Below are 24,383 nucleotides of genomic sequence, written 5' to 3' on the forward strand. Positions count from 1 at the left end.
AATTGATGGACTTCTCAGATAATAAATGTGTTGGCAGTTTACTTGTGTTGTAATAGTGTTTTGTGAGTTGGTGTATTTACAATGCTAAACTAATTGCTGAGGTTTTTAACCGAACAATTTAATTCAATCAATTATTCATTCATTTTTAAACAACAACATTATGAAAATTGCAAAAGAAAATATTCCCGTTAAAATTAATTCACCGGCGGCTATAGCACGACAAAAAACTGGTTTTGGAGATGCAAGTGGATATGGAAAGATCAGCGGCGAGTTTTTTACGCTTAACGAAGGCACTGATATTTCACCCTTGCTGGCGGGGTTGCACGACGATAAGTGCCAATGCCCCCATTGGGGATATGTGTTGGAGGGTGAAATTAAAGTGGTTTACACTGATGGCTCAGAAGAAACAGTGGTTGGTGGTGACTTGTTTTATTGGCCGCCCGGACACACTGTTATTGCGCTTAAAACATCAAATATGATATTGTTTAGTCCGCAAGAAGAACATTCGCATGTAATTGGGCATATCATCAATAAAATGTCGCAGACAGTATAGTAATATCCATCGGTTCATACTAAGTAAATGCAGAATACCAGCAGGCTGTCTCTCTTTAATCCTTCATTAATGGATTGAAGAAGGGGCGTGTTGGTGTTATTTCAGGCGGGTAGTTGCAGGGGAATAATTTGAGTACCTGAATTGGATTACCAGTCGAGCAGGCGCCTTTCTCCCTGGAGAGCCTTAATGCCTCCTATCTCTTGCGACACCTCTATAACTCCTTTGTATTCGCCTTGCTGATTTCTAAGAGCAAAGTATTGAATTAAAACATATTCACCCTTTAATCGAATCCAGAAATCGGCCTGCTCTTTTTCTCCTTTTCTAAACGCTTCAACTATTTGTTCTACCACATGCACGCTTTCTGGTGGATGGCAATTATTGACCTCGCGGCCGATAATGGCTGTTGTGCGTGGGAAAATCCTTTTTTTGGGTGATGAAAAATAACAGACTTTATTGTGCTCATCTACAAAGGTAATGTCCACAGGAAGATGGTTAAAAATAAGTTGGATTTGCTCGGCATCTACAAGGCCTGTGCCCAGGTTAATCTGTTTTCCTTTGAGGTGTGAAGTTACAGAAGAAGCGGTTTCTAATTCTGGTTTAAAATAGGGATAGCCCAACTTAGCAGCTTCATGGTTCATTGCTTGCAGTTGATCCTTTTCGATTGTAGAAAGAATGTGGGGAAATAAAATGCGCTCTTCTCTAAACTTAATCGCCAGCATATTAAAAAAAATATCACCTACGCATCTGTTAAAGAGTTTGAGTTCGATGTTTGGGTTGCTAAGTGCCTCTATCACAGCTTTAATGTTTCGACGAATATCGTCGTGAAACGACCACATTATCTGGAGGCATCGGTAATCAGGCCATGCTGATTCCAGGATTGGGAACATCACATTTTCCTTAATAGTATAATGTTGTATAAATACTTCAAGTTTTCTAAAGAGCAGAAGCAGCTCCTGCCTAAGTTTTTTATCACCGGGTTGTTTCCCAAAGCGCTTAAAAATTGGGCGGATACTGTCAAGCAACGCCTGCATTTCAAGGTTGTTTTGCTCAAGAATACCCAAAAATGACTGACGATTTGGAGCTATGCGATTGTATTCACTAATAGTGGTATGGAAGATGTTCAGTAATTTGTTGGTTAATACTTTGACATCCTTTATGGCATAGTCCTTTTGCATAACTTCATCAAAAAGAGCTATAAAGTCAGACGGAATAACAGTGGGGATAAATGCCTTGTTTTGTTCTATAAAAGAATGCGCATTGCCTGTTTCTTGCAGCAACATGGCCAATTCCATTAGTTTCTCGAGGCGTTTGCTTTTCGTGTTAGTAAATTCAGACATAGTCTTTTAATGGATAGGTGTTTGTTTTGAATAAGTCCTACTTCTGTGCAGAAAGAAAAAAGATGTGGTAGTTACTTTCATCGGTTTTTTGAATCCAATGAGCCACCTTTAGGCTAATTGTTTTGTCAAGCAGAGGGGCTGGAATAAATGGAGTATTAACTTTAATTAGTTGCCCGTCTGGTAGTTTTTTTATTGCTGCTATAACTTCATGAACAGGTTGTTCACCGCTGTTTAGCATATCGCTGATATCTATTTGCTGGTGCACATGGTCTTCACTAAACCAATCTGGCTTTTGCCAGTTATAGTGACTGGTTTCTGCATCCTGTATGGTCGTAGTGTCTTGACCTACCTCGGTGCGCAGTTTATTAATAAGTTCCTCAACCTTTAGGCCACCTATAACAGCTGCTTGCGATAAGCTGGTAACTTTGGTAATGGTTTTGCGCAGTATCGGGTTTTTGAGCTTTTTAAATGGTGGCGCCAGTGCAATTAGTGAGTCTTCCAGTTGAGGATATGCTTCCAGTAAATCAAATATTTTGGTTCGAGGTGTAATTATTAATGGGTCCATGGTGCTATTCTTTTTTGTCGGTGTAGGAAAGAATTCGTCGCTCGCCCGTTAAAGCCCGATTATCGGTCAAATCCTGCGATACTTCTAGTGTGCCCAGGTATTCTCCGTTTTCATCGTGCAGAGCGAAATATTCAATTTTAATGAACTTGCCTTTCATTTGTATCCAGAACGGCGCATGAGAAGCTTTGCCCGATTTGAAGTCTTCCAGTATCTGTTCCACAATATGCGTGCTGCCAGGTGGGTGGCATAAGCGAACATCACGATTAATGATGGAACGGTTGCGAACGAAAATTCGCTCGCTGCCTTGGGTGAAGTACTTGACTTTATCATTTTTGTCTACAAATGTCATATCTAAAGGCACTGTATTTAAAATGGCCATAACTTCTTTTGCAGTAAAGCTTCCTGATGGCAGCTGAATATGACCATCCGTAGTAAGTCCGGCATCAATTTTTTCACGACTGAGTCCTTCGGGCTGCCATTCTACATCCGGATCGTAGAGGCAAAAACCAAACTCCAGCGTTTGGTTGTGTATATTCCACCAATCCTCGGTAGTGAGCACATCCATACTCATCGGGAAGAGAATTTCCTCCTCTTTTTGTACCATGTCGATGATTGCCTGCAGGGTTGGAAAGAACAATAACGGGAGTGCATCTGTTAAATCACTAATAGTTAATTCGGGGGGCTTTAACAGTTCGATACATCCTTTTAATTGTTCCCTTATTTCGTCGTGTTTGCCCCACATTATCTTGGGAGGGCCGGTTATTTCATTCTTTTCAAGATAGGGAAACACCAGGTATTCTTTTCTTTGGTAGTGCTTGTCAACATCCATCAGGGCATTGAAGGAACCTTGAAGGACTAGTAGGTATTGCTTAAACTCTTTGTCAGTTAGTTGGCTGATGGCCTTTAAGAGATTTTGAGCTTTTTCAGCCTCCTTTTTTAAGGCAATATTCTCTTTTTTAAACACATCAACCGGATGTCCGTCAGGTATTTCTTTAGCGTTTGTCAAGTCAACATTTCCTTCTAATACCGATCCATGAATATCGCAAAGCTTCAGAACTTCAGACTCGGGCAGTCCTTCCTGAATAAGTTCTTGTTCAACCTCAACCACTTCGCCATAGGGTATGCTCTTTAGTGTTTCGATGAGCTGGTTTCGCACTGTTTCAGCCGATTCGCCTTCGTGAAGTTTTAGGATTAGAGTTTTTAGCTGCTCTTTTCGATATTTTGAGTTGTTAATTAATTCGCTCATGATCAAAGTGTTTGATGGGTTACAATTCTTTTAATCACCCTGTGGAACAGGCTTTTATTCAGAATGCTTCTTATCCCAATTTAACCTTTTTAAATCGTTTTTTCCAGAGCAGGTAGCCACTGATAACGACCATGATGCTTATTAAGCCGGATAATGGCACCAACAGGATGTAGAAGTTACCAAGCATGAACCTGAAAAAGCGACCTGTGTGAATTTCCAGAGACAGATTCCACAGTGACATGTGTGCTGTTTTGAGAATATTATCTGGCATAGGTGCGAATGGAACGTTATGGTATAAAGGCAGCGCTCCCTTATCGTAATCAATCAGGTATTGTTCTCCATTCACCCCTTTCAGCAGTCCGGTTATTTTAAAATCGCCTATTGGGCGGCCACCTGTGTTTCCAACATAAGCCCTGCCAGTAATGTAATTGTGTATTTGTGGATGTGCCGGATGCCAAAGGAAAAGTCCACTAAAAGAGCCAATGAGGTAGGCGCCACTATCGTATGGTTCAAGTACGTTTATACCCATCACACTTACAGGAGGTTGGATGCGAAATCTTTCCAGACTTAGGTCTGTACTTGTCATTTGAAATAGTCCGTCTGACGTGGCCAAAATAAAGCTTTCGCTTGAAGGGTTATATTTGAGATCCCGAAGTTTATCGTACCAGGGATTTGTTTGATCCAGGTGAGACCATTTGATGGGAGGCACCTTAGAATACGCAATGGCAATTAAAAGAGGCGGGCGTAAAAACATGCCGGTAAAGAATAAGAGGCTGAGACAAATAAACAGCCAGGCACCTGTTTTATTGTGCCATTTGAGCGACCAGCGGTTAACCTGTGCCAATTTGGTCACTGATCTGTTTGCTTTTTTTCTTCTCTTTATCCAACCGGGGAAAAGAAAATAGACAATGCCAGAGAGGGACAGAAAGATGGTAATAAGTCCCAGCAGGTCGACAAATAGCTTGCCCGGCAGGCCCATTATTTCGCCTGAATGCAACTGCCAGATAGTTTCGAATAGAGATACCTGGTTTTGGTGATGAAGAGGTTCGACTAACTCAATTTTCTCAAGGTTAGTATGAATACCATCTGAACGGCCTTTGAATAAGTATGAGCGGTTGAGGGCATATATTGTATCATCAATACTTTCTACTGCAACAAAGCGTTTGATATCCGTATTTATTTCCAGCTTTTGCCAGACCTGTACTTGCTGGTTAAAGGCATACAGACCAAATTGTGTGGCGGCATACAGGTGACCGTCGCTGCTGCGATGTAAATCAAATATTTTTCGGTTATCAGCACCCTTTGGAAACCCGCTATTGAGCGAATGGTACTGTTGAAAGGACGAGTCGCATGCCCACACGCCAACGTTGCCATATATCAGTATACTATCGGGCTGGATGATGAGGTTCCCTTTCAGGGCACCATTGTTCCAGTTGGAGTAGTTGAATTCTTTGGGCAGCAAGTTACGCGGGACATCAATATTTGAAAATGTTTCGCGATGGTTCATGAATATGCCCGTTACCGCGTAATAAAGCAAAAGGAAAGAAATGATCAATCCGGGCCATTTATGGAGTTTTTTATACAGTTTGGCTGCTTTATTTTTTTTGTTCATGCTGTCTGTAATTTTGTTCTTAAAGGCATTAGTTATTCGTTTTGGTATTCTACTGCTTCAGAGGTACCTGAAACGGACTTCACGTAATTTGATTGCACATACCATTGCAACCTGACAAACCAAAGGAATAAGCTTTCTGAAAGTTTCGTCCCAATTCTTATTTCTCAATTCGGTTAAAGCGAACTGTATCTTTGGTTTGTACGAGGTGTCACTTGATGTTCAATTACTTTATCAGTCTGTTCAAAACGGCATCGCCCTCAATGATCCGTTTGGCCAATGATTGAACGGTTTCTTTTTTAACAATGCTGTAAAATTCATCCCTTACTACTTTATATTGTTCGTGTAAAGGACAAGGGTTCTTATCGGTGCAGTTTTTTAGCCCTATGCCACATTTATGGAAACAGGCATCGCCTTCCATTACATGGATCACTTTGTACAGTGTTAAGGGCTCCTCATTCTCCGAAAAGAAAAAGCCTCCACCACGCCCTTTCATTGACTCCAGAAGTTTATGTCTGGTTAGCGTTTGCAGTATTTTAGCTGAGAAGGCTTCAGGGGCTTCAATTTCGTTCGCTATTTCGCCAACTCCCGGGCGCTTTTGCTCCCAGTTGCGTATTTGAACATAGATTAAAGCCCTGATTGCGTATTCGCTACTTTTTGTCAGCATTGTTTTAATAATTAGTTAGTTCCTTTTCAAGCTCAAGTGCTTTCAAAAACAGGATGTTATTTTCCAGGTGGACGTGCCTGTGCAGATCTTGCTCAAATTCTTTCAAGGTTTGAATAGTGATGCGATAGGTGTTGCACGCATCTGGCGGGCACGTATAGTTATTTGACAGTCGTGCTATCTCGGCAAAGCGATCTCCTTCAGTTTGGTGCTCGCTATCCAAAGTGTCGATGGTGGTCGAAATGAAACCAATTTTATGCTGAGGCAATGTTTTCTTTGCCAATAGCCTGATGTATGGAAAAAGTTCTTGCTCTTCCTTAATAAGGTGATTGCTCAAATCCTTCGTTGCCCCCTCAAATAATTCTTTTATGGTGTGGAGTTCAGTATGATTATCGCCGTGCACCTGGCAGAGTTTTTCCAGTTTCTGAAGCAAAAAGGGCATATGTTCTCTTACATAGCTGTGATGCCTTTTTTCTATATAGTCGCACAGTTCATCGGCATTAAGTGCGTTAATGTATGCTGTGTCTGCATCGTTAGAACTCAGAATTATTTTTAGTTCGCTAATTAAGCCTTTTGTGTCGATGTCTGCTTTAGAGCAGGCTTCTTCAATGCTGATGCTTCCGCCACAGCAGAAATCTATTTTGTTTTTATCAAACAATTGGGCCGTACGGAAGTTCTCCTTCACAATATCTCCTACTCGTGTATTACCATTTAGTTCCATAATTGACATTTTTAATTGCTGCAAATATAGTATAATTTTATAAAGGGATATAAAAGTCCTTTTATACTTTTGATTTTATCATGAAAAAATAGTTGTGCATTTTCTTTTCGAAGGGCAACATCTCGTCTTTATCTGTCTCCACACAAGAAGTTTTTCCTATCTAAAATTGAGGATAAAACATTATCAATACCTTCTGATTGTGCATAGTAAATGATTCGAATACTTACCTTTTGGCAGTTACTTATACAGTTCAGTATTATTTTATAAATTATAGAATTTAAGGCTAACCGAAGTTGTTCAAGCTGTAACTATCAGTTAAATAGAGTGTAATGCCCCTAGGATGGCACTGCTGTACTAGCTAGTGTTTATATGGTTTAGATATTAATTTAGGAGTTAGTGTCTACATTATTAAAAAATACCGGCATTCCTTTTATCTTTTCTGTACTAAAATTTAAACTTATACGTTTGGCTTTTGGTAATAATTGCTTTTTTTGTCAGTCCACACTATATTAATTTATATTAAAAATATTAAAGATGTATAATACTATTTATTGTTTATTAATTTGTGCGCTTTTTTGGGCATGCGATAATGCCCCTATAGCTATTAATATTGTACCATACCCACAAGAGGTGGAATCGACAGGCAAACAAGTGATAATTGAAGAGCCACTTTTTTTGCAATCTGACGAAGATTTAGGAATGGTTTCGGAATTGCTGAATGAACAGCTGATTATATGGAATGAAGCCTTACCTGAAAATACTGACAACACTAAAAAGTTTCCTGTAGTTGCAGAAATTGATGACCAGTTCAATCATGGTGTAGAATCTTATCACCTTAGTGTTACGAAGAAGCAGATTAAAATCATTGGTCAGTCTCCAAAGGGGATATACTATGGGATGCAATCCTTGCGACAGCTTATATCTGAAGCTGATAATCAAATTTCACTTCCGGCAGTGGAGATTACGGATTTTCCAAATTTCGGATGGCGCTCATATTTACTGGACGAGTCCAGGTATTTTAAGGGCAAAGCATTTGTAAGGCGCTTGCTGGATGAAATGGCTGCTCTTAAAATTAATAAGCTGCACTGGCACCTTACCGATGACGCAGGTTGGAGAATTGAGATTAAAAAATATCCTAAATTAACGTCTGTTGGGGCATACAGAGACAGTACACAGATTAATCATCAAGGTAAAAAATGGGACAGTAAAGTGTATGATGGAAAGCCACATGAAGGTTTTTACACCCAAGAGGAGATTAAAGAAATTGTTGCTTATGCAGCTGCCCGAAATATTGAGATTATCCCTGAGATTGAAATGCCAGGTCATGCGAGTGCTGCCATTGCAGCCTATCCCTGGTTAGGCGTTATCGGCCAATTGGAAAGCGTACCAACCTGGTTTGGAAAGCTTGAAGATAGTTATAATGTTACTGATCCTAAGGTTATTCAGTTTTTGCATGATGTATTGGATGAGGTTTGTGAATTATTTCCTGCAAAAGTCATTCATATTGGTGGCGATGAAGTGCTTTTTGATGCCTGGACAAACTCAAATGAGGTGCAGGCTTATATGAAAAAACATGAGCTCAAAACCCCGGCTGATTTGCAAATCAAGTTTACCAATGAAATTTCTGCTTACTTGGAGAAGAAAGGTAAGCGTATGATGGGATGGAACGAAATTTTGGGACAAAATATTCATAATTTTGAAAACGCCGAAGACTATAAAGCTGAAACAGAATTATCCAAACAATCAGTTATTCACTTTTGGCGTGGCGATATTCCTTTAATAACAGATGCTGCTCAAAAGGGTTACGAGATTGTGAATTCCCTCCATTCCGAAACTTATTTAGATTATACCTATGAAGGCCTGCCACTGAGTCGCATTTATGCTTTCAGCCCAATACCTGAAGGACTGGATAGTGCCTATCATCAGAATATAATTGGTATGGGAACACAAATGTGGTCGGAGTGGACTCCTACAACTCAGGATGTTGAATATCAGACTTTCCCAAGAATCGCTGCATTTGCTGAGGTAGCGTGGTCTGGTTCGGGAGATTATCTGAATTTTGTTAATCGATTGAAATTATATAGCAAGCGCTGGTCGGAAAAGGAGATTAACTTTCCCTTGGAGCAAATAAAATAAGTAGATTAAAACTGTTACCGACTGACGTTTAGTTAGAGCAGTAACGGCAGAATGACTATATAAATAAAATACCTTCTAAGCCCAGTTAAATCTGGGCTTAGTCAGTTAAGATAAACGTAGCTGTATGATAAGGACGAGTTGTGACCTTTTTTGTGCAGCTTTGTTTTTCAGTTTCGTAAGTTAAAAGTAACCATGATTATTCTTCTACTTGATAAGGCAACAGCACGACAGTAGGTCTTCGATGTGCTTGCATCGGTGTTTATCCTGTTTTTAGAGCGCTTGTTATCAATTTTACATGCTGTACAAAACCCTTCTCATACACCTCCTATCGATGTTGACTTAATAAGTTGTTGCTACTAAAAAGTCGGCAGGTGTGCCAATTGGAAAAGCATCGTTTAGGTCTCAATTACTAGTGTTGGAAGAACAGCTCGCGAAATGAGTGTTCGCAGTGCCTGTTGTTAAGATTTTTGATTGATTGTGCAAAGTGATGTGCCCTTTTATCGGGTGTAAGATGAGAAGGATTTTTATATAGTGATAGTATTGCTTGGTTTTAGAGTGTAGCTAATGAATTTTAAGATTCGTGATTAGTCAATGTATTGTCGGTAAGGTTGTTAATGGGTGTAATTGAGTGAGGATGTCCTTTTTTTGAATAGTATTATTCCCAATAAGAGCTCGAAAATGGGCCGAGTAATGCATAAAAATGCCCCTTGATGTTGGTCGAAAAATATGATTTTGCAAGTGGATTTAAGACAAAAAAGCAATGAAGGACAAAGCAAAAAAAACGGATTCGAGTTCGACTATAAAAAGGTTAAGGTACGCGACCTATTTATTGTATGTTCTGTTACTGTTAATTACCGCAGGTATTATAATAATATTTTCATTCTGATTAATCAAATACTTAATATAAGTATAATACAATGTTAACTATAGAATTATGAAAAAAAGATCTACATTATTATTGCACATTTGTGTAATGGCATTTTTAATGTTCTTTTGCACAATTGAGGCTTTTTCTCAGTCCAAAACGGTTAGTGGACAGATAAAAGACTCTTCCGGTGGTGCCCTTCCTGGCGCTTCTGTAATTGTGCAGGGAACAACCAATGGAACTATTTCAGATGTTGATGGAAAGTATTCGCTTAGCGTTCAATCGAGCGATGTGCTCATATTCTCCTTCATCGGTATGAAATCCCAAAGTATAAAAGTAGGCGATCAGGAAACGATCAATGTAACTTTAAGTGAAGATGCTATTGGCATAGATGAGGTGGTGGCTGTTGGGTATGGAACGATGAAAAGAAGTGACTTATCAGGTGCCTCCACAACCGTTAAAGCCGATGACTATAAAGATATGCCAAGTGTTGATATTGCTCAGTCTATTCAGGGCCGTGTTGCGGGTGTGTCTATCTCTCAAACATCAGGCTCACCAGGAGCTTCAACAAAAATCCGTATCCGAGGTGGTAATTCTATGTTAGGTTCAAACAACCCATTGGTAGTTTTGGATGGGGTTGCAATGAACATTGACCTGGGAGATTTGAACCCGAATGATATTGAGTCGATGGAGATATTAAAGGATGCCTCCTCTACTGCTATCTATGGGTCGCGCGGAGCCAATGGGGTTATTGTAATAACTACAAATCGCGGTGAGTCTGAAAGAATGAGGGTTCAAATCAGTTCAAACTATTCCTTTGATCGTGTTTCAAACACCTATGATTTATTAGCTGCAGCACCTTATGCAGAATTAATAAATGCAATGAGTGATGGCGCCGAAATTTTTTCCCCTGCCGAAATAGAGGCATTCAGAGTAAATGGAGGCACCGATTGGCAGGATCAAATTTTTCAGACGGGTTACACCAGTAACAATCAGGTTTCTTTATCTGGAGGCTCGAAAAAAGTTCAATATTTTATCTCCGGCAGTTATGTCGATCAGCAAGGGCTGTTAGTTAATACCGGACAAAAGCGGTACTCTGTAAGATCTAATATTGACGCTCAGGTGGCTGAACGTTTTCATGCTACCTTCAATGTTTCTGTTACAAAAAGTGAAAAGAATAACAGCAATGATTTAGCGGGTTCCAAAGATAGTCCTATATGGAACTCCTTACTATGGTCACCTACAGAGCCTGTTTATAATCCAGATGGGACTTACAATATGAATGATCAGTATGGATCAATCAAGCTTAATCCCTATATGGTTTCTAAAGAACGAATGAACGATATCTTTGAAACCATTACAATGGCCAATGCAACTTTTAAGTATGAACTCACCAATAAGCTGCAATGGAGTGCAATTTTTGGAGTGGAAAACAATGAACTTGAGTCCGCTGATTTTATTAATCGATTTGTGAACTCAACGACCGGTTCATCACGAAGCTATGGGAATGCCTTGTTTACTCAGGCAAGTACATTTCTAACCTATAACAATACGTTCAACGAAATTCATCGTCTGACAGCAATGGCAGGTTACGAGCAATCGTCTCAAACACTGAAAAGTTTTAAGGCCAGTGGTTCGAATCTTCTTTCCGAAACTGTTGGGTATCATAATTTGGCATTAAATGCGTCGCAAGGAATTTCTTCTAATTATGAGCGATGGGCTTTGCAGTCTTACTTGGGACGTATTGCCTATGCGTTTAAAGATCGATACCTGCTAACGGCGACTTACCGTATAGATGGCTCGTCACGGTTTAGGAATGACAACAAATTTAGTGGGTTCCCATCGGCCGCAGTTGGCTGGCGTTTGAGTGAAGAAGCCTTCATCAAAAATATGGATGTTTTCCAAAATCTGAAGTTAAGAGCAAGTTGGGGTATTACCGGAAATCAGGCCATTCAACCTTATGGGACTATGTCTATTTTATCACCTTTCATATACTCTTATGGCACCTCAACAGGCTATACAGGTTATTCTCCTTTAGGTGCTGAAAATCCTGCATTAAAATGGGAGGAAACCACTCAGTTAAATATCGGACTGGATTTTTCTATGCTGGATGGGCGTTTAAATTCAACCATAGACCTGTTTAAGAAAAATACCGAAGGACTGTTACAGGGAAAAGCCCTGCCTGCATACAATGGCGGTGGTACCATTATTAAAAATATTGGAGAAATTGAAAACAAAGGTTTTGAATTTATGGTGGCCTATGATGTTATTAGAAAGTCTGATTTGAAATGGAATGCAGGCTTTAATATCTCTTCTGTTAAAAATAATGTGATCTCAATTGGCGATGAGAAACAAATCTTTCCGGGCAGCTCTTACGGGGGCGGGTTTCTCGATAGCAAGACTTTTATAGTAAAACCAGGCGAACCTCTTGGAACGTTCTATGGCTATAAGTTTTTAGGTTTATGGCAGGCAAATGAAGCCAGCGAAGCTGCCTTGTATGGCTATAAACCAGGCGATTCTAAATATGAAGATTTGAATGGTGACAAAGTAATTGATGGAAAAGATTTACAGGTTATAGGCAATGCCTTGCCAAACTTTAGCTGGGGTTTTAATAACCAGATTAGTTACAAAAATTTCGATTTTAATGTGATGATTGAAGGGGTGCATGGCAGAGATGTTTTAAACTTGGGGTATGCAGGTGCAGGCGTGGCCGTAGGTGATGCCCGATCGATTACACTGGCAGAAGCTGCCAATGCCTGGACAGAAAATAACACCAATACGATATGGCCTTCTCTGAATAGCTCAACCAATGTGGATCATATTAACTCTTCTAAATGGCTGCAGGACGGAAGTTATATAAAGCTGAGAAACGTGAGTGTGTCTTACAACCTGTCGAAGGAGAAAATAAAAATTGGTGACTTAAAGCTATCTGTTAGCGCTCAGAATATACTGACGATTACCGATTATAAAGGTTTCGATCCGGAGGTAACATCAACAGGAGGAAGTGATATTGATCAAGGCCTCGATCTTGGTTCGTACCCTTCGGCTAAATCCTATACCTTGGGTCTGACCTTAAATTTTTAATTGATACCTATTTAAATCTAAGATGTAAAGAATGTTGATGCTTCAACCGTTAGTGTTTATCAGCATTGTTTGTATTCAGCGTTATTAGAAAATTAAGACATATGAAAAAGTATTTAATATATTTATTTGTTCTTGGCGTGATTTTTTCTTCATGCTCCGATTTCTTGGATGAAGATCCGAAAGGAAAGTTAACCAGTAAAAGTCCTTTTAAAACCGCATCTGATTTAGAACTCGGTCTGGTGGCAATGTACAATAAAGCGAATGGTATTTACAATGCGAGCCAGTTTGCAACAGTTTTGATGGGGGGCGACGATGTTACCACCCGAACAGGTAGTAATAAAGGGCCTTTCCGCGAGTTTGATACCTTTTCTGCTACGGATGCTAACCCCTGGATGCACTGGGGGCAGGCTTATGCTTGCGTGTGGTCGGCCAATAATATTATCGTTAACTACATGGATGCAACAGAAGCGACTGAGGAGGAACGCTTGTTGGTGGCAGGACAGGCTCACTTTATTCGAGCTATGAGCTACTATTTCCTGGTTCGTGTTTGGAACGAAATACCACTTATTACCGACCTGCAGATTAACCTTGATATCGAAAAATCTGCTCCGGCAGCTGTTTATGAATTAATTGTTGAGGATTTAAAGCTTGCTGAACAATACCTGCCCAACAACTGGAGTGGAAAAAAGAAGGGAGTTGCTCCTACTAAAGGTTCTGCAAAAGCTCAATTGGCATCTGTGTACCTCTCAATGGCCGGCTATCCGCTTAAAGATGAATCGAAATATGCATTGGCAGCACAAAAGGCCAAAGAGGTAATGGACAATGCTTCGGTGTACGGTTATCGACTACTGGATAATTTTGCTGACCTATGGACCAGAGCTCAATTTAACGATGAGATTGTATTTGGCTTATTTTACGATCGCACCATTGCGCCTTATACCTGGGAGAATGGAAATATGCGTGCCCCATTGGCATCAAAACCTGAAGAAGAAGGTGGCTGGGATGACTACTTTGCCGAGATTAACTTCTTTAATGCTTTCCCCGAAGGACCGCGTAAGGATGCTACATTTCAAACAGTTATTCGCCCAGATGCTAAAACAACCCTGCATTGGTCTGAAGGTGTTCAGAAACATCCTTACTATAAGAAAATGCGCGATATGGATGGTTATAACCCTGACGAACCATGGGCGTGGGTAGATTGGTGGTCGAGCCGTACTAATATGGTCATCCGATATGCGGAGGTATTATTGATTTATGCCGAAGCACAAGCGATGGCTGCAGGACCTGATCAGACTGCATACGATGCTGTTAACGATGTTCGCAATCGTGCAGGGCTTGAAGACTTGCCCGATGGCTTGTCGAAAATCGCATTTCGTGATGCCGTTGTTATGGAGCGTGCGTGGGAGTTTGCAGGTATGGAAATCAATTCAGCAAGATGGTATGATCTTGTTCGCCTGGAGCGTGTAGAGGAGGCCGCAAGCAACAGGCACGAAACAGAATTGCCTATCCTTAACCCTCCAACAAAAGACGATTATTTTGCACCAATTCCAAATGGAGATAAGTTGATTAATCCTAATTTATAATACGAAATAAGGATATTGGTGCTCAGGTAGTTGATTGTAACTAAATATTTGGAAGGTTTAAATGGATTACTATCAAATATTTAAAAGTCACTGCCTGAGCACCATGCTTTTATAATATCATAATTAGTAAAAAGCAATTTACTTAATATTGATGCGAGTGCTTACGAACGGGCTGAAGACTTATATCAGCTGAAAGGCCGTGAATAGATAGGCACAATGAAGAATTGCACGATGGTTGAGCACTCAACCATATCTTAGATATAAGCCAATGAACTACTGTAAATTATTATTCCCTCTTCTTTTTATAACCAATATTTTAGTAGGACAGAATGATTGGGAGAATCCTCGAGTATTTGAAAGAAATCGTGAAGCGTCAAGAGCCACTTTTTATTCATTCGCTTGCGAGAAGAAAGCGTTAGCAAATAAGGTGGCAGATGGCGATTTTATAAAATGTTTAAATGGAAAATGGCGATTTAACTATGTCAATAGAGCCTCCCAAAGTCCTGCTGATTTTTATCGCTTAAACTACGATCATTCTTCATGGGACACTATTTCGGTGCCCGGTAATTGGGAGCTTCAAGGGTATGGCTTTCCTCATTACACAAACATTATCTATCCCTTTAAAAAAGATCAACCAAGAATAGATGATGCATATAGTCCCGTAGGCTCCTATATTAGCTATTTTGAAATTCCTGACCACTGGGATGGCCGAGAGATTTATATTCAGTTGGGGGCAGTTAAATCAGGCTTCTATATTTGGTTAAACGGCAAGAAAGTAGGGTATAATCAGGGCTCAAAGTTACCTGCAGAGTTTAATCTTACGCCTTACCTTGCAAAAGGTAAAAATAAGTTAGCTATAAAGGTATTTCAGTTTACAGATGGCAGCTATCTGGAAGATCAGGATTTTTGGCGCCTATCTGGTATTCAGAGGGATGTATATCTGTTTGCCCGCCCCAAATTACATATGCGCGATGTGGGCGTTAAGGCTTTATTGGATGAGTCTTATAACGATGGAGTATTCCATCTCGAAGTAGAGTTATTGAATAAGCATAAGGGGTTGAAAAAAGGGTTTAGTGTTAATTATCAGATTCTAGATGCAGATAATACACCTGTTCTTCAGGGGAAATCTTCAAAGGTTACATTAAAAAGCGAAAATACTAAACAGCTCACTTTTAGCGGGGAAATTACTGGTGTGAGGAGATGGTCTGCCGAAGAACCAAACCTTTATAAGCTGTTGGTTAGTTTGAGAGATTCAAAAAATAATATAGTCGAATCCACTTCAATTGACATTGGCTTTCGAACAGTGGAAATAAAAGGAGGGCAGTTGCTGGTTAATGGACAACCCATATTAATTAAAGGTGTTAACCGCCATGAACACGATGAGTTCTTTGGCCATGTGATAAGCGAGCAGTCAATGGTGGAAGATATTAAGCTAATGAAGCAGTTTAATATTAATGCAGTAAGAACGGCCCATTACCCCAATGATCCAAAGTGGTACGAGTTGTGCGATAAATATGGTATTTATGTCTATGATGAGGCAAATCTGGAGTCACACGGATATGGATATCATCCTGACGAAACGCTTGCGAACTTGCCTGAGTGGCAGGAGGCGCATATTGAGCGTTGCGTCAACATGGTCGAGCGCGATAAAAACCATCCTTCTGTCATCGTATGGAGTCTCGGTAATGAGTCGGGGGCCGGCACCAATATGCTTGAAGCGTATAAAAAAGTTCACCAAATAGATGGAAGCAGGCCAGTTCATTATGAGAGGGCGGAGATGCAAACCGACCTTAAAGAGCGGCAGACCGATATTATTGGCATTATGTACCTGCCAATTGAGAATGTTAAACAAGACTGGCTGGGTACCGACAATGAGCGTCCTTTTATTTGGGCTGAGTATGCCCACGCCATGGGAAATAGCACCGGTAATTTTAAAGAATACTGGGATTTCGTGGACTCTCATAAGCAGCTCCAGGGTGGCTTTATCTGGGACTGGGTCGATCAAGGAATAGCAGCCTATAAAAATGGTAATAAATATTGGGCCTACGGTGGACATTTTGAGCCTGAAGGCCTTCATCATGACGAGAATTTTTGCTTAAATGGTCTTGTCAATCCGGATAGAACACCACACCCTGGTCTGTTTGAGGTTAAAAAGGTGTATCAAAATATCGACTTTAGACTTAAGGATATCGTTTCCGGTAAGGTGGCAATCAAGAACCGACGTTTTTTTAAAGACCTCTCTGATGTGCTTCTTAGCTGGGAGTTACTCAAAGACGGTAAGGTTGTAAAGTCAGGTCAATTTGAACTAGGAGCAATCGCACCTCAAGCAGAGCAAGAGTTTAAAATCGGATATGGAGAACTGGAAGAAAGGGCAGAATATTACTTAAATATTTCGGCCATTAATCGGGTTTCACGTCCATTTATTGCCATAGGTCATGAACTGGCCAAGGAACAATTTCAATTGAGTAAGGGCAGTCTAAAGAAGCTTGTTAACGAAAGCCAATTGACTCTTAATGTTGAAGAAAATGAGAATCAATTTATTGTGGAAGGAAAGGATCTAGGTATTTCTTTTTCTAAAGTTAGCGGAGCATTAAGTTCATATGTCTTAAATGGATATGAGTTGATAAAAAGTCCATTAGTACCTGACTTTTGGAGAGCTCCAACTGATAATGATTTTGGAAACGATATGCCCGAGCGTTACAAGGTATGGAAAGAAGCAGTGGCTAAAGCTGAGTTGAAGAAAGTTTCCAAAACTCAAATTTCCGATAAGGAGGTTTTAATCGAATCAGAGATAAAGCTACCTTCCGTGGAGGGCATACTAAGTGTTGACTATCGCATATTTGGTAATGGGCAAATTGATGTGGCTTATACTTTTAATGCTTTAGCCGATAGTCTGCCGGAAATTCCGCGTATTGGAATGGTAATGCAACTAGATAAGCAGATTGATAACCTTCAGTTTTATGGCAGAGGGCCATGGGAGAATTACACCGATAGAAAAACCGCCTCTTTTATTGGGGTATACGAGTCTAAAGTTGAGGAACAATATTTTCCCTATGGTCGTCCCCAGGAGAATGGTCATAAAACCGATGTTCGTTGGCTGAGCTTACAGAACCAAACAGGAATGGGACTTAAGATAGTTGCCATTAATCAACCTTTAGAATTTAATGCTTTACATATTGCAACGGGCCAATTGGATCCAGGTCTGAAAAAGCAACTGCGCACACCTTTGGATGTAAAAGAAGGAGACTTTGTGGAGTTGCATATCGATCATAAAATGATGGGATTAGGAGGAGATGATAGTTGGGGATCTAAACCTCACAAGCCATATTTAATGGAAGCCAATCAGGAATATAAGTATGAATTTACTATTGTACCTGAGTATTGATTTTGTTAATTAGGTTTATCTGTCATCAATGATTTTTTAGGGATTAGGGCTTATAATGTGCATTTGGCGCAAGTTTACTCAATATAGATTTATCCAGTTTGATTTTCTATAAAGGAGTAAATGCTATTTATTAACTAAAACTAAAATCAAATGAAAAACAAATGGATGACTCTGCTTACACTCGTTTTGTTATTTGGGTGTGAAAGTGTGGAACAAGAAGCTGCCGATAGTTCAATACATGAAATAATTGAACAGACTCCAGGTGAAAACCTTTACTTAAAAGCAGCAAACGATTTTCAATTGGTGTGGCAAGATGATTTTAATGGGTCTTCTTTAGATACAACTAAATGGAGCCGCATTGGGGAGGGAACTGTAGATTGGAATAATACAATGACCAAAGATGATCAGGTCTATGATATCTCCGGAGGTTACCTTTACTTAAAAGGGATTGTGAACCCCGATACGCAGGCAGATCCAAGACCCTATCTAACAGGTGGTGTATGGACCCAGGGAAAATTTGATTTTACCTATGGTAAGGTGGAAGTGCGTGCCAAGATGGAATCTGCTCAGGGATGTTGGCCTGCTATTTGGTTGCTTGCGAGTACAAATGAGTATGGAGGATGGCCAGATAATGGCGAAATAGATTTGATGGAGCATCTTAATTTTGATGGTTATATTTATTCAACTATCCATAGCAACACGAAAAGTTCACCAAGCAGTAAAACGGCAAGTGTGAATACTTCAGAGTTCAATACCTATGGCGTGGAATGGTATCCTGAGAGAATCGTTTTTACCATTAATGGGACGCCCACATTCACCTACTACAAAGAGCCTGGTGCAGATTGGCATCAATGGCCCTTTGACAGAGACTTTCATATCATATTGTCACAGCAACTTGGCGGAAATTGGGTGGGTAATGTTAATGCGAGTCACCTGCCGGTAGATTATGTTATTGATTTCGTAAAATACTATGAATATACGCCTGTTCCGGTACCAACACCTCCTGCCGGGGCCAATCAATACATCAAAATACAAATGAATGGAAGCACAGTAAATTCATGGGATCATTTAACCGAAGTAACGTTAATTCACGATGGGGTTGAATATATGCTTCCTGACGGACATAATGCACCTGCAGTCTTAGTAGATGGAATGGGAGTTAATGGCGCAAGCTCTGGCTACTATGGATTAGATGCAAGTGGTTTATTGGAAATCAACTTAGGGCAAGGTTATGATTTCGATGCTGTAAAGCTAGGCGTTTATAATGGCGATAGTCGTGTCTATGAGAATGTTGGAGTATCTGTTTCGGGCGATGGTGTTGTTTACGGTAACCCGATCGTTCAGGATGTGCAAAGCTCTAGAATGTTCGACCTTAATTCGCCAGCTTATCAGTATATTAAAATACAAATGAATGGGAGTACAGCCAATGAATGGGATCATCTAACTGAAGTCACGCTAATTAGTGGGGGAAAGGAATTTGCTATGCCATCTGGGCATGATGGCCCAACATTATTAGGCGATGGTATTGGCGTTAATGGAGGCAGTACTGGCTACTACGGATTAGATGCTAGTGGATTACTGATTATCAACCTGGGGAAAGCGGTAACTTTTGATCAGGTAAAACTAGGAGTATACAATGGAGGTGTTCGAACGTATCTTAATGTAGAGGTTTCTCTTTCAGCAGATGGGGTGACTTATGAGATTAGAGAAGTGCGTGATATACAAGATTATCAAGTGTTTTTTTGAGGGGTTGTTGAATTAATTAGATAAATAAAAAGGACATTACTAGATACTTAGGCTGGTAATGTTCTTTTGTTCGTATCAGTCCGCTTATGACGCCATTAATGCCGTGCGAAATAGAGCCGGATTGAATGACTTAAGCACAGGCTTATCCTTTTTGCCTTCCCGGATTCTGTGGTGATGGAACGTGCCTGGGAGTTAGCCGGCTGTGAACCCATTACCTGCAGGTTGTTAGATTTAATACGTCTGTAAAGAGTGGAAGAAGTGGCTGCTGAACGTGGTAGTCAGGAGGGGCTGTATTTTTTCAGCCAACAAAGGAAGATTACTTTATGCCCAATCCGGCTACTTATCGGTTTGATTAAAAATACTTAACGATTCACTCTGTTAAATTTAAAACGATTATTAGTTCTTTTAGCATAGGCAGATTACTAATTGGGCAATGATTATTTAGATTATGAGGATAACATTTTTGTTATATTTGGAAAAATGCACAATATGATGAATCCTAGATATCTGTTGCTGACTTTTGCATGCTTTCTATCTTCCGCACTTTATTCTCACGACTATCAAATAAGTTATCTTTCAATAAAAGATGGACTTAGTCAAAATGAGGTGACTTCAATAATTGAAGATAAATATGGGTTTATTTGGTTTGGTACCCGGGGCGGCTTAAACCGATACGATGGGTATAGTTTTAAACACTTTAAACCTCAGGAAGGAGACGAAGCTTCTTTATCAAATCCTTCAATAGAGTCTTTGTTTCATGATTCAAAAGGCAACTTATGGATTGGCACCAAATCTGGCGGGTTAAGTATATTTGATCTGAAGCAGGATAAGTTTATTAAGCATTCAAACTTATCTTTATTACCTAGTCGTATCATCTCAATAACAGAGGATAGAGAACGGCACATGTGGTTTGGTACTTGGGGGGAAGGATTGTGGAAGTATGTTCGCGATAAGGATAGCCTTTTTCAGGTGATTCCAAAAACCAATGTAAAGTCTCTGGTTGAAACAAAATGTGGAACCGTATGGGCCGAAACCAAGGATGGCTTGTATAGCAGTTTGCAGGAAAAGGTGGTTGCAAATTTTCAGTCAAAAGACATTGAAATTGTCGATATGGTTGAAGATGACAAAGAACCCGTGATTTGGGTCGTTGGTTGGAATATGCACTTGGTGAAGTACAATTACATGACCCAATCGATTACTCAATATAAAATAAAGGATGTTACTGGTCAGTTGTATGAGGATACTTATTCCCTTTGTTTGGATGCGGATGGAAATATTCTGGTGGGCACGTGGGGGCAAGGCTTATTTGTGTTTGATAAAAATAGCGAAAAGTTCAAAGCCATTGATATAGAGCCACGTGTTGTTACCAAATCATCCATCAACTATAAGGTGATACTTGACATTTATATGGATTCAAACTCCATTATATGGCTAGGGACTGATGGTGGCGGAATCGTTAAATTGACGAAAAAAAGTGAGTTTATTTCAACAGGTATACGAACCAAAGAGAGGATGCTAAATTTGCATGTAAATGCCTTTCTAATCGACTCTCATAAACGAAAATGGGTTGGAACCAGAGGGAGTGGCTTGTTTGTTGCCGAAGACAGTGTTTACAATAAAATTGGCTATATCCCTTCTCATAAATACAAAAAGACGCCTATTACCATTGTGAAAAAACTCTTCGAAGACAATCAAGGCCGAATATGGGTCAGTCTCGATGAAGGCTTATTTCTGGCAGAAAAATCAGCTGGAAACAGGTATTGGATGGTTCCGGCGAGTAGCCTTGGGAGCGACATTGATACCATTCGAAAAGCCCACGATGTGCTATTTGGCGATCAAGAAATGTGGGTGGGAACTCAGCAACAAGGATTGTTTCACTTTAAACAGCATAACGGTACCTATCACTTAAATAAACACTATCATCATGCCAGTAAAAAGAATTATATACCCGATGATCGGGTGACAGCAGTGTTTAGAGCCGATAGTGCACTTTGGATAGCAAGCTACAAAGGTCTTTTAAAGTTTAATCAGACTGATTCTGGTTTTGTTTCAGTAGAGAAGCTTTTGAGGAATGAGAAAAAGCCTTTGTGTAACATCATCTTATCAACGCACACAACCAACGATGCAATTTGGTTTGGAACCCCCTGTGGATTGAATGAGCTGCGTAAAAACGAGCAAGGGAGCTATAATTTGCTAGAGTTAACCAGAAAGGACGGGCTGTTAGATGATTACATAAATGCCATATTAAGTGATCAGGACGGTAAAATATGGGTGAGCACAAATGCAGGGTTATCCTGTATTGATACCCAAGCCAAAGAGGTTCTGAATTACATTGTATCTGACAGGATTGGAGTGGTTGACTTTTCAGAAGCTGCTAGTTTTAAAGGAAAGGATGATGTGTTGTATTTTGGCAACTATAAAGGACTAACCTATTTTGATAGTCGCCAAATTAAGAACAGCCAAATTAATCCAAAATTTGCCATATCTAATTTTAAGATTTTAAATAATGATGTAGCGGTCTCTGCGGCAGGAATTCTTAGCAAGAATATTAATGAAACAGATACTATTGAACTTTCTTTTTTTCAAAATGAATTCTCATTCGACCTTGCTTCTCTGGATTTTAATACTCCCGATAAAAATCAGTTCAAATATCAGTTGCAAGGTTATGGTTCAGCCAATGAATGGATCAACCTTGGGAACAGGCACCGGATTTCGTTTAGCAATTTACGGCACGGAAAATACATTCTTCGGATTAAATGGACCAATTCAACTGGCGGATGGAGCCCAGATATGAAAAATATCGTTATTATTATCCACCCGCCTATCTGGAAAACGTGGTATGCTCTTTTGGCTTATTTACTTATAGCTTTCGGCTTAATGTATGTAATTATAAAGATTCAAATAAAGCAATCGCGATTAAAGGATCAGGTTAAGTATGAAAAGCAAAATCGGGAAAAAGATCAGGAGCTGATAGATAATAAACTCAAATTCTTTACTGATATTTCACATGAATTAAGAACTCCTTTAACACTGATATCTGCCCCTGTTGATGAGTTGATATCTAAAAAAATGCTGTTCGAGGACTCCTCTTTTGTCATGAACCGAATCCGCATCGTTAAGCGAAATGTGGATAAGCTACACAGTCTGATTAATCAACTTCTGGATTTTAGAAAATTAGAAGTGGGCAAGTTAAAACTTCATTTAACCGAAGAGGATCTCATAGGTTTTGCTGAAGGTGTTGGTCATGAATTTAGGCAGCTGGCAAGTGAGAACGCAATTGAGTTTATCATAGAATCAAGCAAAACGCCTCAATTGGTGCAGTTTGATAGGGAGCGCATGCAAATAGTATTGCACAACTTACTTTCTAATGCTTTCAAATACTGTGGTAATCCGGGTTTTGTTAAGCTTGCCATAGCAGGAGCTGGCGATGAGGTGTGTATTGAAGTGTCAAATAACGGTCGGGGGATCTCCAGTGAAGACAGTCAGCATCTCTTCGAGCGCTTCTATCAATCTAAAAATAATCGGGGCATCAATAATTCAGGCATTGGCCTTAGTCTTTCAAAAACTTATATTGAGCTTCACAATGGGCAGATTGACTTTGACAGTAAGCCAGGTGAATTAACTACATTTTCAGTGAGGTTAAAAAATAGAGTAAGCGCTCATAGCTCTGGGGCCGGAGAAAAAGCTTCTAATGAGAAACCATTGATATTAGAGAATACATCTGTTCACACCAAATCATTGAACTCGAAAGGCAAAGGGGCCACGATTGTAGTTGTTGAGGATGATGCCGAAATAAGAGTCTATTTAAGAGAGCTTTTGAGCCAGTATTATGTTGTGATTGAGGCGGCTAATGGACATGCAGCCTTTGAAGCCATGATTGAATACGCACCTTCCTTGTTAATTTCCGATGTGATGATGCCTGGTATGGATGGGTTTGAATTGTGTGAAAAAGTTAAATCGAATCCAAAGATTAGGCATATACCAGTGCTATTGCTTACTGCAAAAGGCTTGCCGGAAGATGAACTATTTGGAACTAAAAAAGGAGCGGATGCCTATATGACAAAACCGTTTTATCCAGACTTATTGCTCGAAAAGGTGAGAATGTTGATCTCCAGTCGCAAATTGTTAAGTCAAACTTTTTCTAAACAAATTCATCTGGCGGCTGAAAATATTGAAATATCAAGTAAGGATGCAGCGTTAATTGAAAAAGCAATCAAGCAAATTGAGGAAAATATTGATAATATTAACCTTGACGCTAACTTTATTGCGGATAAGCTTGCTCTAAGTGCATCAACGTTCTATCGGCGCATAAAGAAAATAACGAACCAAACACCTCACGAGTTTATAATAGCCATTAAAATGAAAATTGCGGCACGCTATTTAAAAGAGTCAGGCGATACCGTCTCTGAAATTGCCTATAAAGTGGGTTACAATGAAATAAAAACCTTTAGAAGGAATTTTAAGGAAATCTATAACATGTCTCCAAGTGAATATCGGAATGGTTAGAATTATTGACGCTATCCCGCTAAGTGTGTAAGGAAAAATATCAGGGTTGAGCTTAATTAGAGTTGATGGATACTCAATTCTGCTAAGATTCTCGCCATTTTCCACATAACATCTTCATTAATATCGAAGTGAGGTTGGTGATGGGTACCTGTATGGTTAGATGCTCCTATGCCCATAAACACAGCTTTCCCGCCTGTTTTTTGAACATGGTTCATCAGTGTACAGAAATCTTCACTATAGGTGTTGTGCAGTTCTTTCTCTATGCAATGAGTGAACAAACCGGTAGCCGTCACTATTTGGTTGATTTTTTTGGTAAGATCGCCTGAACTGGCAGCACTTTCGGCTTCACCAACTAAGCTGATATTGCAACTACATGCATATTT

The 24,383-nt window shown here is 39.8% G+C and carries 14 protein-coding genes; 7 read left to right on the plus strand and 7 right to left on the minus strand.

Going from position 1 to position 24,383, the window contains the following annotated elements:
• Window positions 1-160: 160 nt before the first annotated feature.
• Window positions 161-553 carry a cupin domain-containing protein gene (locus ACSX1H_RS16590; protein WP_439185354.1) on the plus strand — a complete coding sequence of 131 codons (393 nt, stop codon included), beginning with the start codon at window positions 161-163 and terminating at the stop codon, window positions 551-553.
• Between the two features lie 146 nt (window positions 554-699).
• Here the strand turns inward: ACSX1H_RS16590 and ACSX1H_RS16595 are convergent, their stop codons facing one another.
• The 6 genes from ACSX1H_RS16595 to ric form a co-directional block, all read right to left on the minus strand.
• Window positions 700-1,890, minus strand: coding sequence for a PAS domain-containing protein (locus tag ACSX1H_RS16595; protein ID WP_439185355.1), 1,191 nt, complete (start codon window positions 1,888-1,890; stop codon window positions 700-702).
• 37 nt (window positions 1,891-1,927) lie between these two features.
• A complete protein-coding gene (locus ACSX1H_RS16600; RefSeq protein WP_439185356.1) occupies window positions 1,928-2,455 on the minus strand; it encodes a DUF1858 domain-containing protein in 528 nt (175 codons plus the stop codon).
• 4 nt (window positions 2,456-2,459) lie between these two features.
• On the minus strand, window positions 2,460-3,701 hold the full coding sequence (locus tag ACSX1H_RS16605) for a DUF438 domain-containing protein (RefSeq protein WP_439185357.1): 1,242 nt from the start codon (window positions 3,699-3,701) through the stop codon (window positions 2,460-2,462).
• 70 nt (window positions 3,702-3,771) lie between these two features.
• On the minus strand, window positions 3,772-5,313 hold the full coding sequence (locus tag ACSX1H_RS16610) for a PepSY-associated TM helix domain-containing protein (protein ID WP_439185358.1): 1,542 nt from the start codon (window positions 5,311-5,313) through the stop codon (window positions 3,772-3,774).
• 223 nt (window positions 5,314-5,536) lie between these two features.
• Window positions 5,537-5,977, minus strand: coding sequence for an RrF2 family transcriptional regulator (locus tag ACSX1H_RS16615; RefSeq protein WP_439185359.1), 441 nt, complete (start codon window positions 5,975-5,977; stop codon window positions 5,537-5,539).
• Between the two features lie 4 nt (window positions 5,978-5,981).
• Window positions 5,982-6,695 (minus strand): iron-sulfur cluster repair di-iron protein, encoded by a 714-nt coding sequence (ric, locus tag ACSX1H_RS16620; protein ID WP_439185360.1) that lies wholly within the window; start codon window positions 6,693-6,695, stop codon window positions 5,982-5,984.
• Window positions 6,696-7,229: 534 nt separating this feature from the next.
• Here ric and ACSX1H_RS16625 point away from each other — a divergent pair.
• The 6 genes from ACSX1H_RS16625 (at window position 7,230) to ACSX1H_RS16650 (ending at window position 24,000) form a co-directional block, all read left to right on the plus strand.
• Window positions 7,230-8,831, plus strand: a complete 1,602-nt coding sequence (locus tag ACSX1H_RS16625; protein ID WP_439185361.1) for a beta-N-acetylhexosaminidase — start codon at window positions 7,230-7,232, stop codon at window positions 8,829-8,831.
• A 934-nt stretch (window positions 8,832-9,765) separates the two neighbouring features.
• The gene (locus tag ACSX1H_RS16630; protein ID WP_439185362.1) at window positions 9,766-12,780 is read left to right on the plus strand and encodes a SusC/RagA family TonB-linked outer membrane protein; all 3,015 of its coding nucleotides are present in this window, start codon (window positions 9,766-9,768) and stop codon (window positions 12,778-12,780) included.
• A gap of 101 nt (window positions 12,781-12,881) precedes the next feature.
• Complete coding sequence (locus ACSX1H_RS16635; RefSeq protein ID WP_439185363.1) at window positions 12,882-14,363, plus strand: RagB/SusD family nutrient uptake outer membrane protein; 1,482 nt, start codon at window positions 12,882-12,884, stop codon at window positions 14,361-14,363.
• Between the two features lie 268 nt (window positions 14,364-14,631).
• Window positions 14,632-17,748 carry a beta-galactosidase, LacZ type gene (gene lacZ, locus ACSX1H_RS16640; RefSeq protein ID WP_439185364.1) on the plus strand — a complete coding sequence of 1,039 codons (3,117 nt, stop codon included), beginning with the start codon at window positions 14,632-14,634 and terminating at the stop codon, window positions 17,746-17,748.
• Window positions 17,749-17,898: 150 nt separating this feature from the next.
• Window positions 17,899-19,494: a glycoside hydrolase family 16 protein gene (locus ACSX1H_RS16645; RefSeq protein ID WP_439185365.1), complete on the plus strand. Its 1,596-nt coding sequence runs from the start codon at window positions 17,899-17,901 to the stop codon at window positions 19,492-19,494.
• A gap of 489 nt (window positions 19,495-19,983) precedes the next feature.
• A complete protein-coding gene (locus ACSX1H_RS16650) occupies window positions 19,984-24,000 on the plus strand; it encodes a hybrid sensor histidine kinase/response regulator transcription factor (RefSeq protein ID WP_439185366.1) in 4,017 nt (1,338 codons plus the stop codon).
• A 56-nt stretch (window positions 24,001-24,056) separates the two neighbouring features.
• Here ACSX1H_RS16650 and ACSX1H_RS16655 read toward each other — a convergent pair.
• Window positions 24,057-24,383: zinc-binding metallopeptidase family protein (locus ACSX1H_RS16655; protein ID WP_439185367.1), on the minus strand; the 327-nt coding region annotated here is incomplete at its 5' end.

The organism is Carboxylicivirga taeanensis, assembly GCF_051851475.1.
Lineage (GTDB): Bacteria > Bacteroidota > Bacteroidia > Bacteroidales > Marinilabiliaceae > Carboxylicivirga > Carboxylicivirga taeanensis.

Coding starts and splice junctions, on each gene's coding strand:
- ACSX1H_RS16645 (WP_439185365.1), top strand. CDS start 17,899: ATGAAAAACAAATGGATGACTCTGCTTACACTCGTTTTGTTATTTGGG.
- ACSX1H_RS16590 (WP_439185354.1), top strand. CDS start 161: ATGAAAATTGCAAAAGAAAATATTCCCGTTAAAATTAATTCACCGGCG.
- ACSX1H_RS16635 (WP_439185363.1), top strand. CDS start 12,882: ATGAAAAAGTATTTAATATATTTATTTGTTCTTGGCGTGATTTTTTCT.
- ACSX1H_RS16650 (WP_439185366.1), top strand. CDS start 19,984: ATGATGAATCCTAGATATCTGTTGCTGACTTTTGCATGCTTTCTATCT.
- ACSX1H_RS16600 (WP_439185356.1), bottom strand. CDS start 2,455: ATGGACCCATTAATAATTACACCTCGAACCAAAATATTTGATTTACTG.
- ACSX1H_RS16610 (WP_439185358.1), bottom strand. CDS start 5,313: ATGAACAAAAAAAATAAAGCAGCCAAACTGTATAAAAAACTCCATAAA.
- ACSX1H_RS16630 (WP_439185362.1), top strand. CDS start 9,766: ATGAAAAAAAGATCTACATTATTATTGCACATTTGTGTAATGGCATTT.
- lacZ (WP_439185364.1), top strand. CDS start 14,632: ATGAACTACTGTAAATTATTATTCCCTCTTCTTTTTATAACCAATATT.
- ACSX1H_RS16625 (WP_439185361.1), top strand. CDS start 7,230: ATGTATAATACTATTTATTGTTTATTAATTTGTGCGCTTTTTTGGGCA.
- ACSX1H_RS16605 (WP_439185357.1), bottom strand. CDS start 3,701: ATGAGCGAATTAATTAACAACTCAAAATATCGAAAAGAGCAGCTAAAA.
- ACSX1H_RS16615 (WP_439185359.1), bottom strand. CDS start 5,977: ATGCTGACAAAAAGTAGCGAATACGCAATCAGGGCTTTAATCTATGTT.
- ric (WP_439185360.1), bottom strand. CDS start 6,695: ATGGAACTAAATGGTAATACACGAGTAGGAGATATTGTGAAGGAGAAC.
- ACSX1H_RS16595 (WP_439185355.1), bottom strand. CDS start 1,890: ATGTCTGAATTTACTAACACGAAAAGCAAACGCCTCGAGAAACTAATG.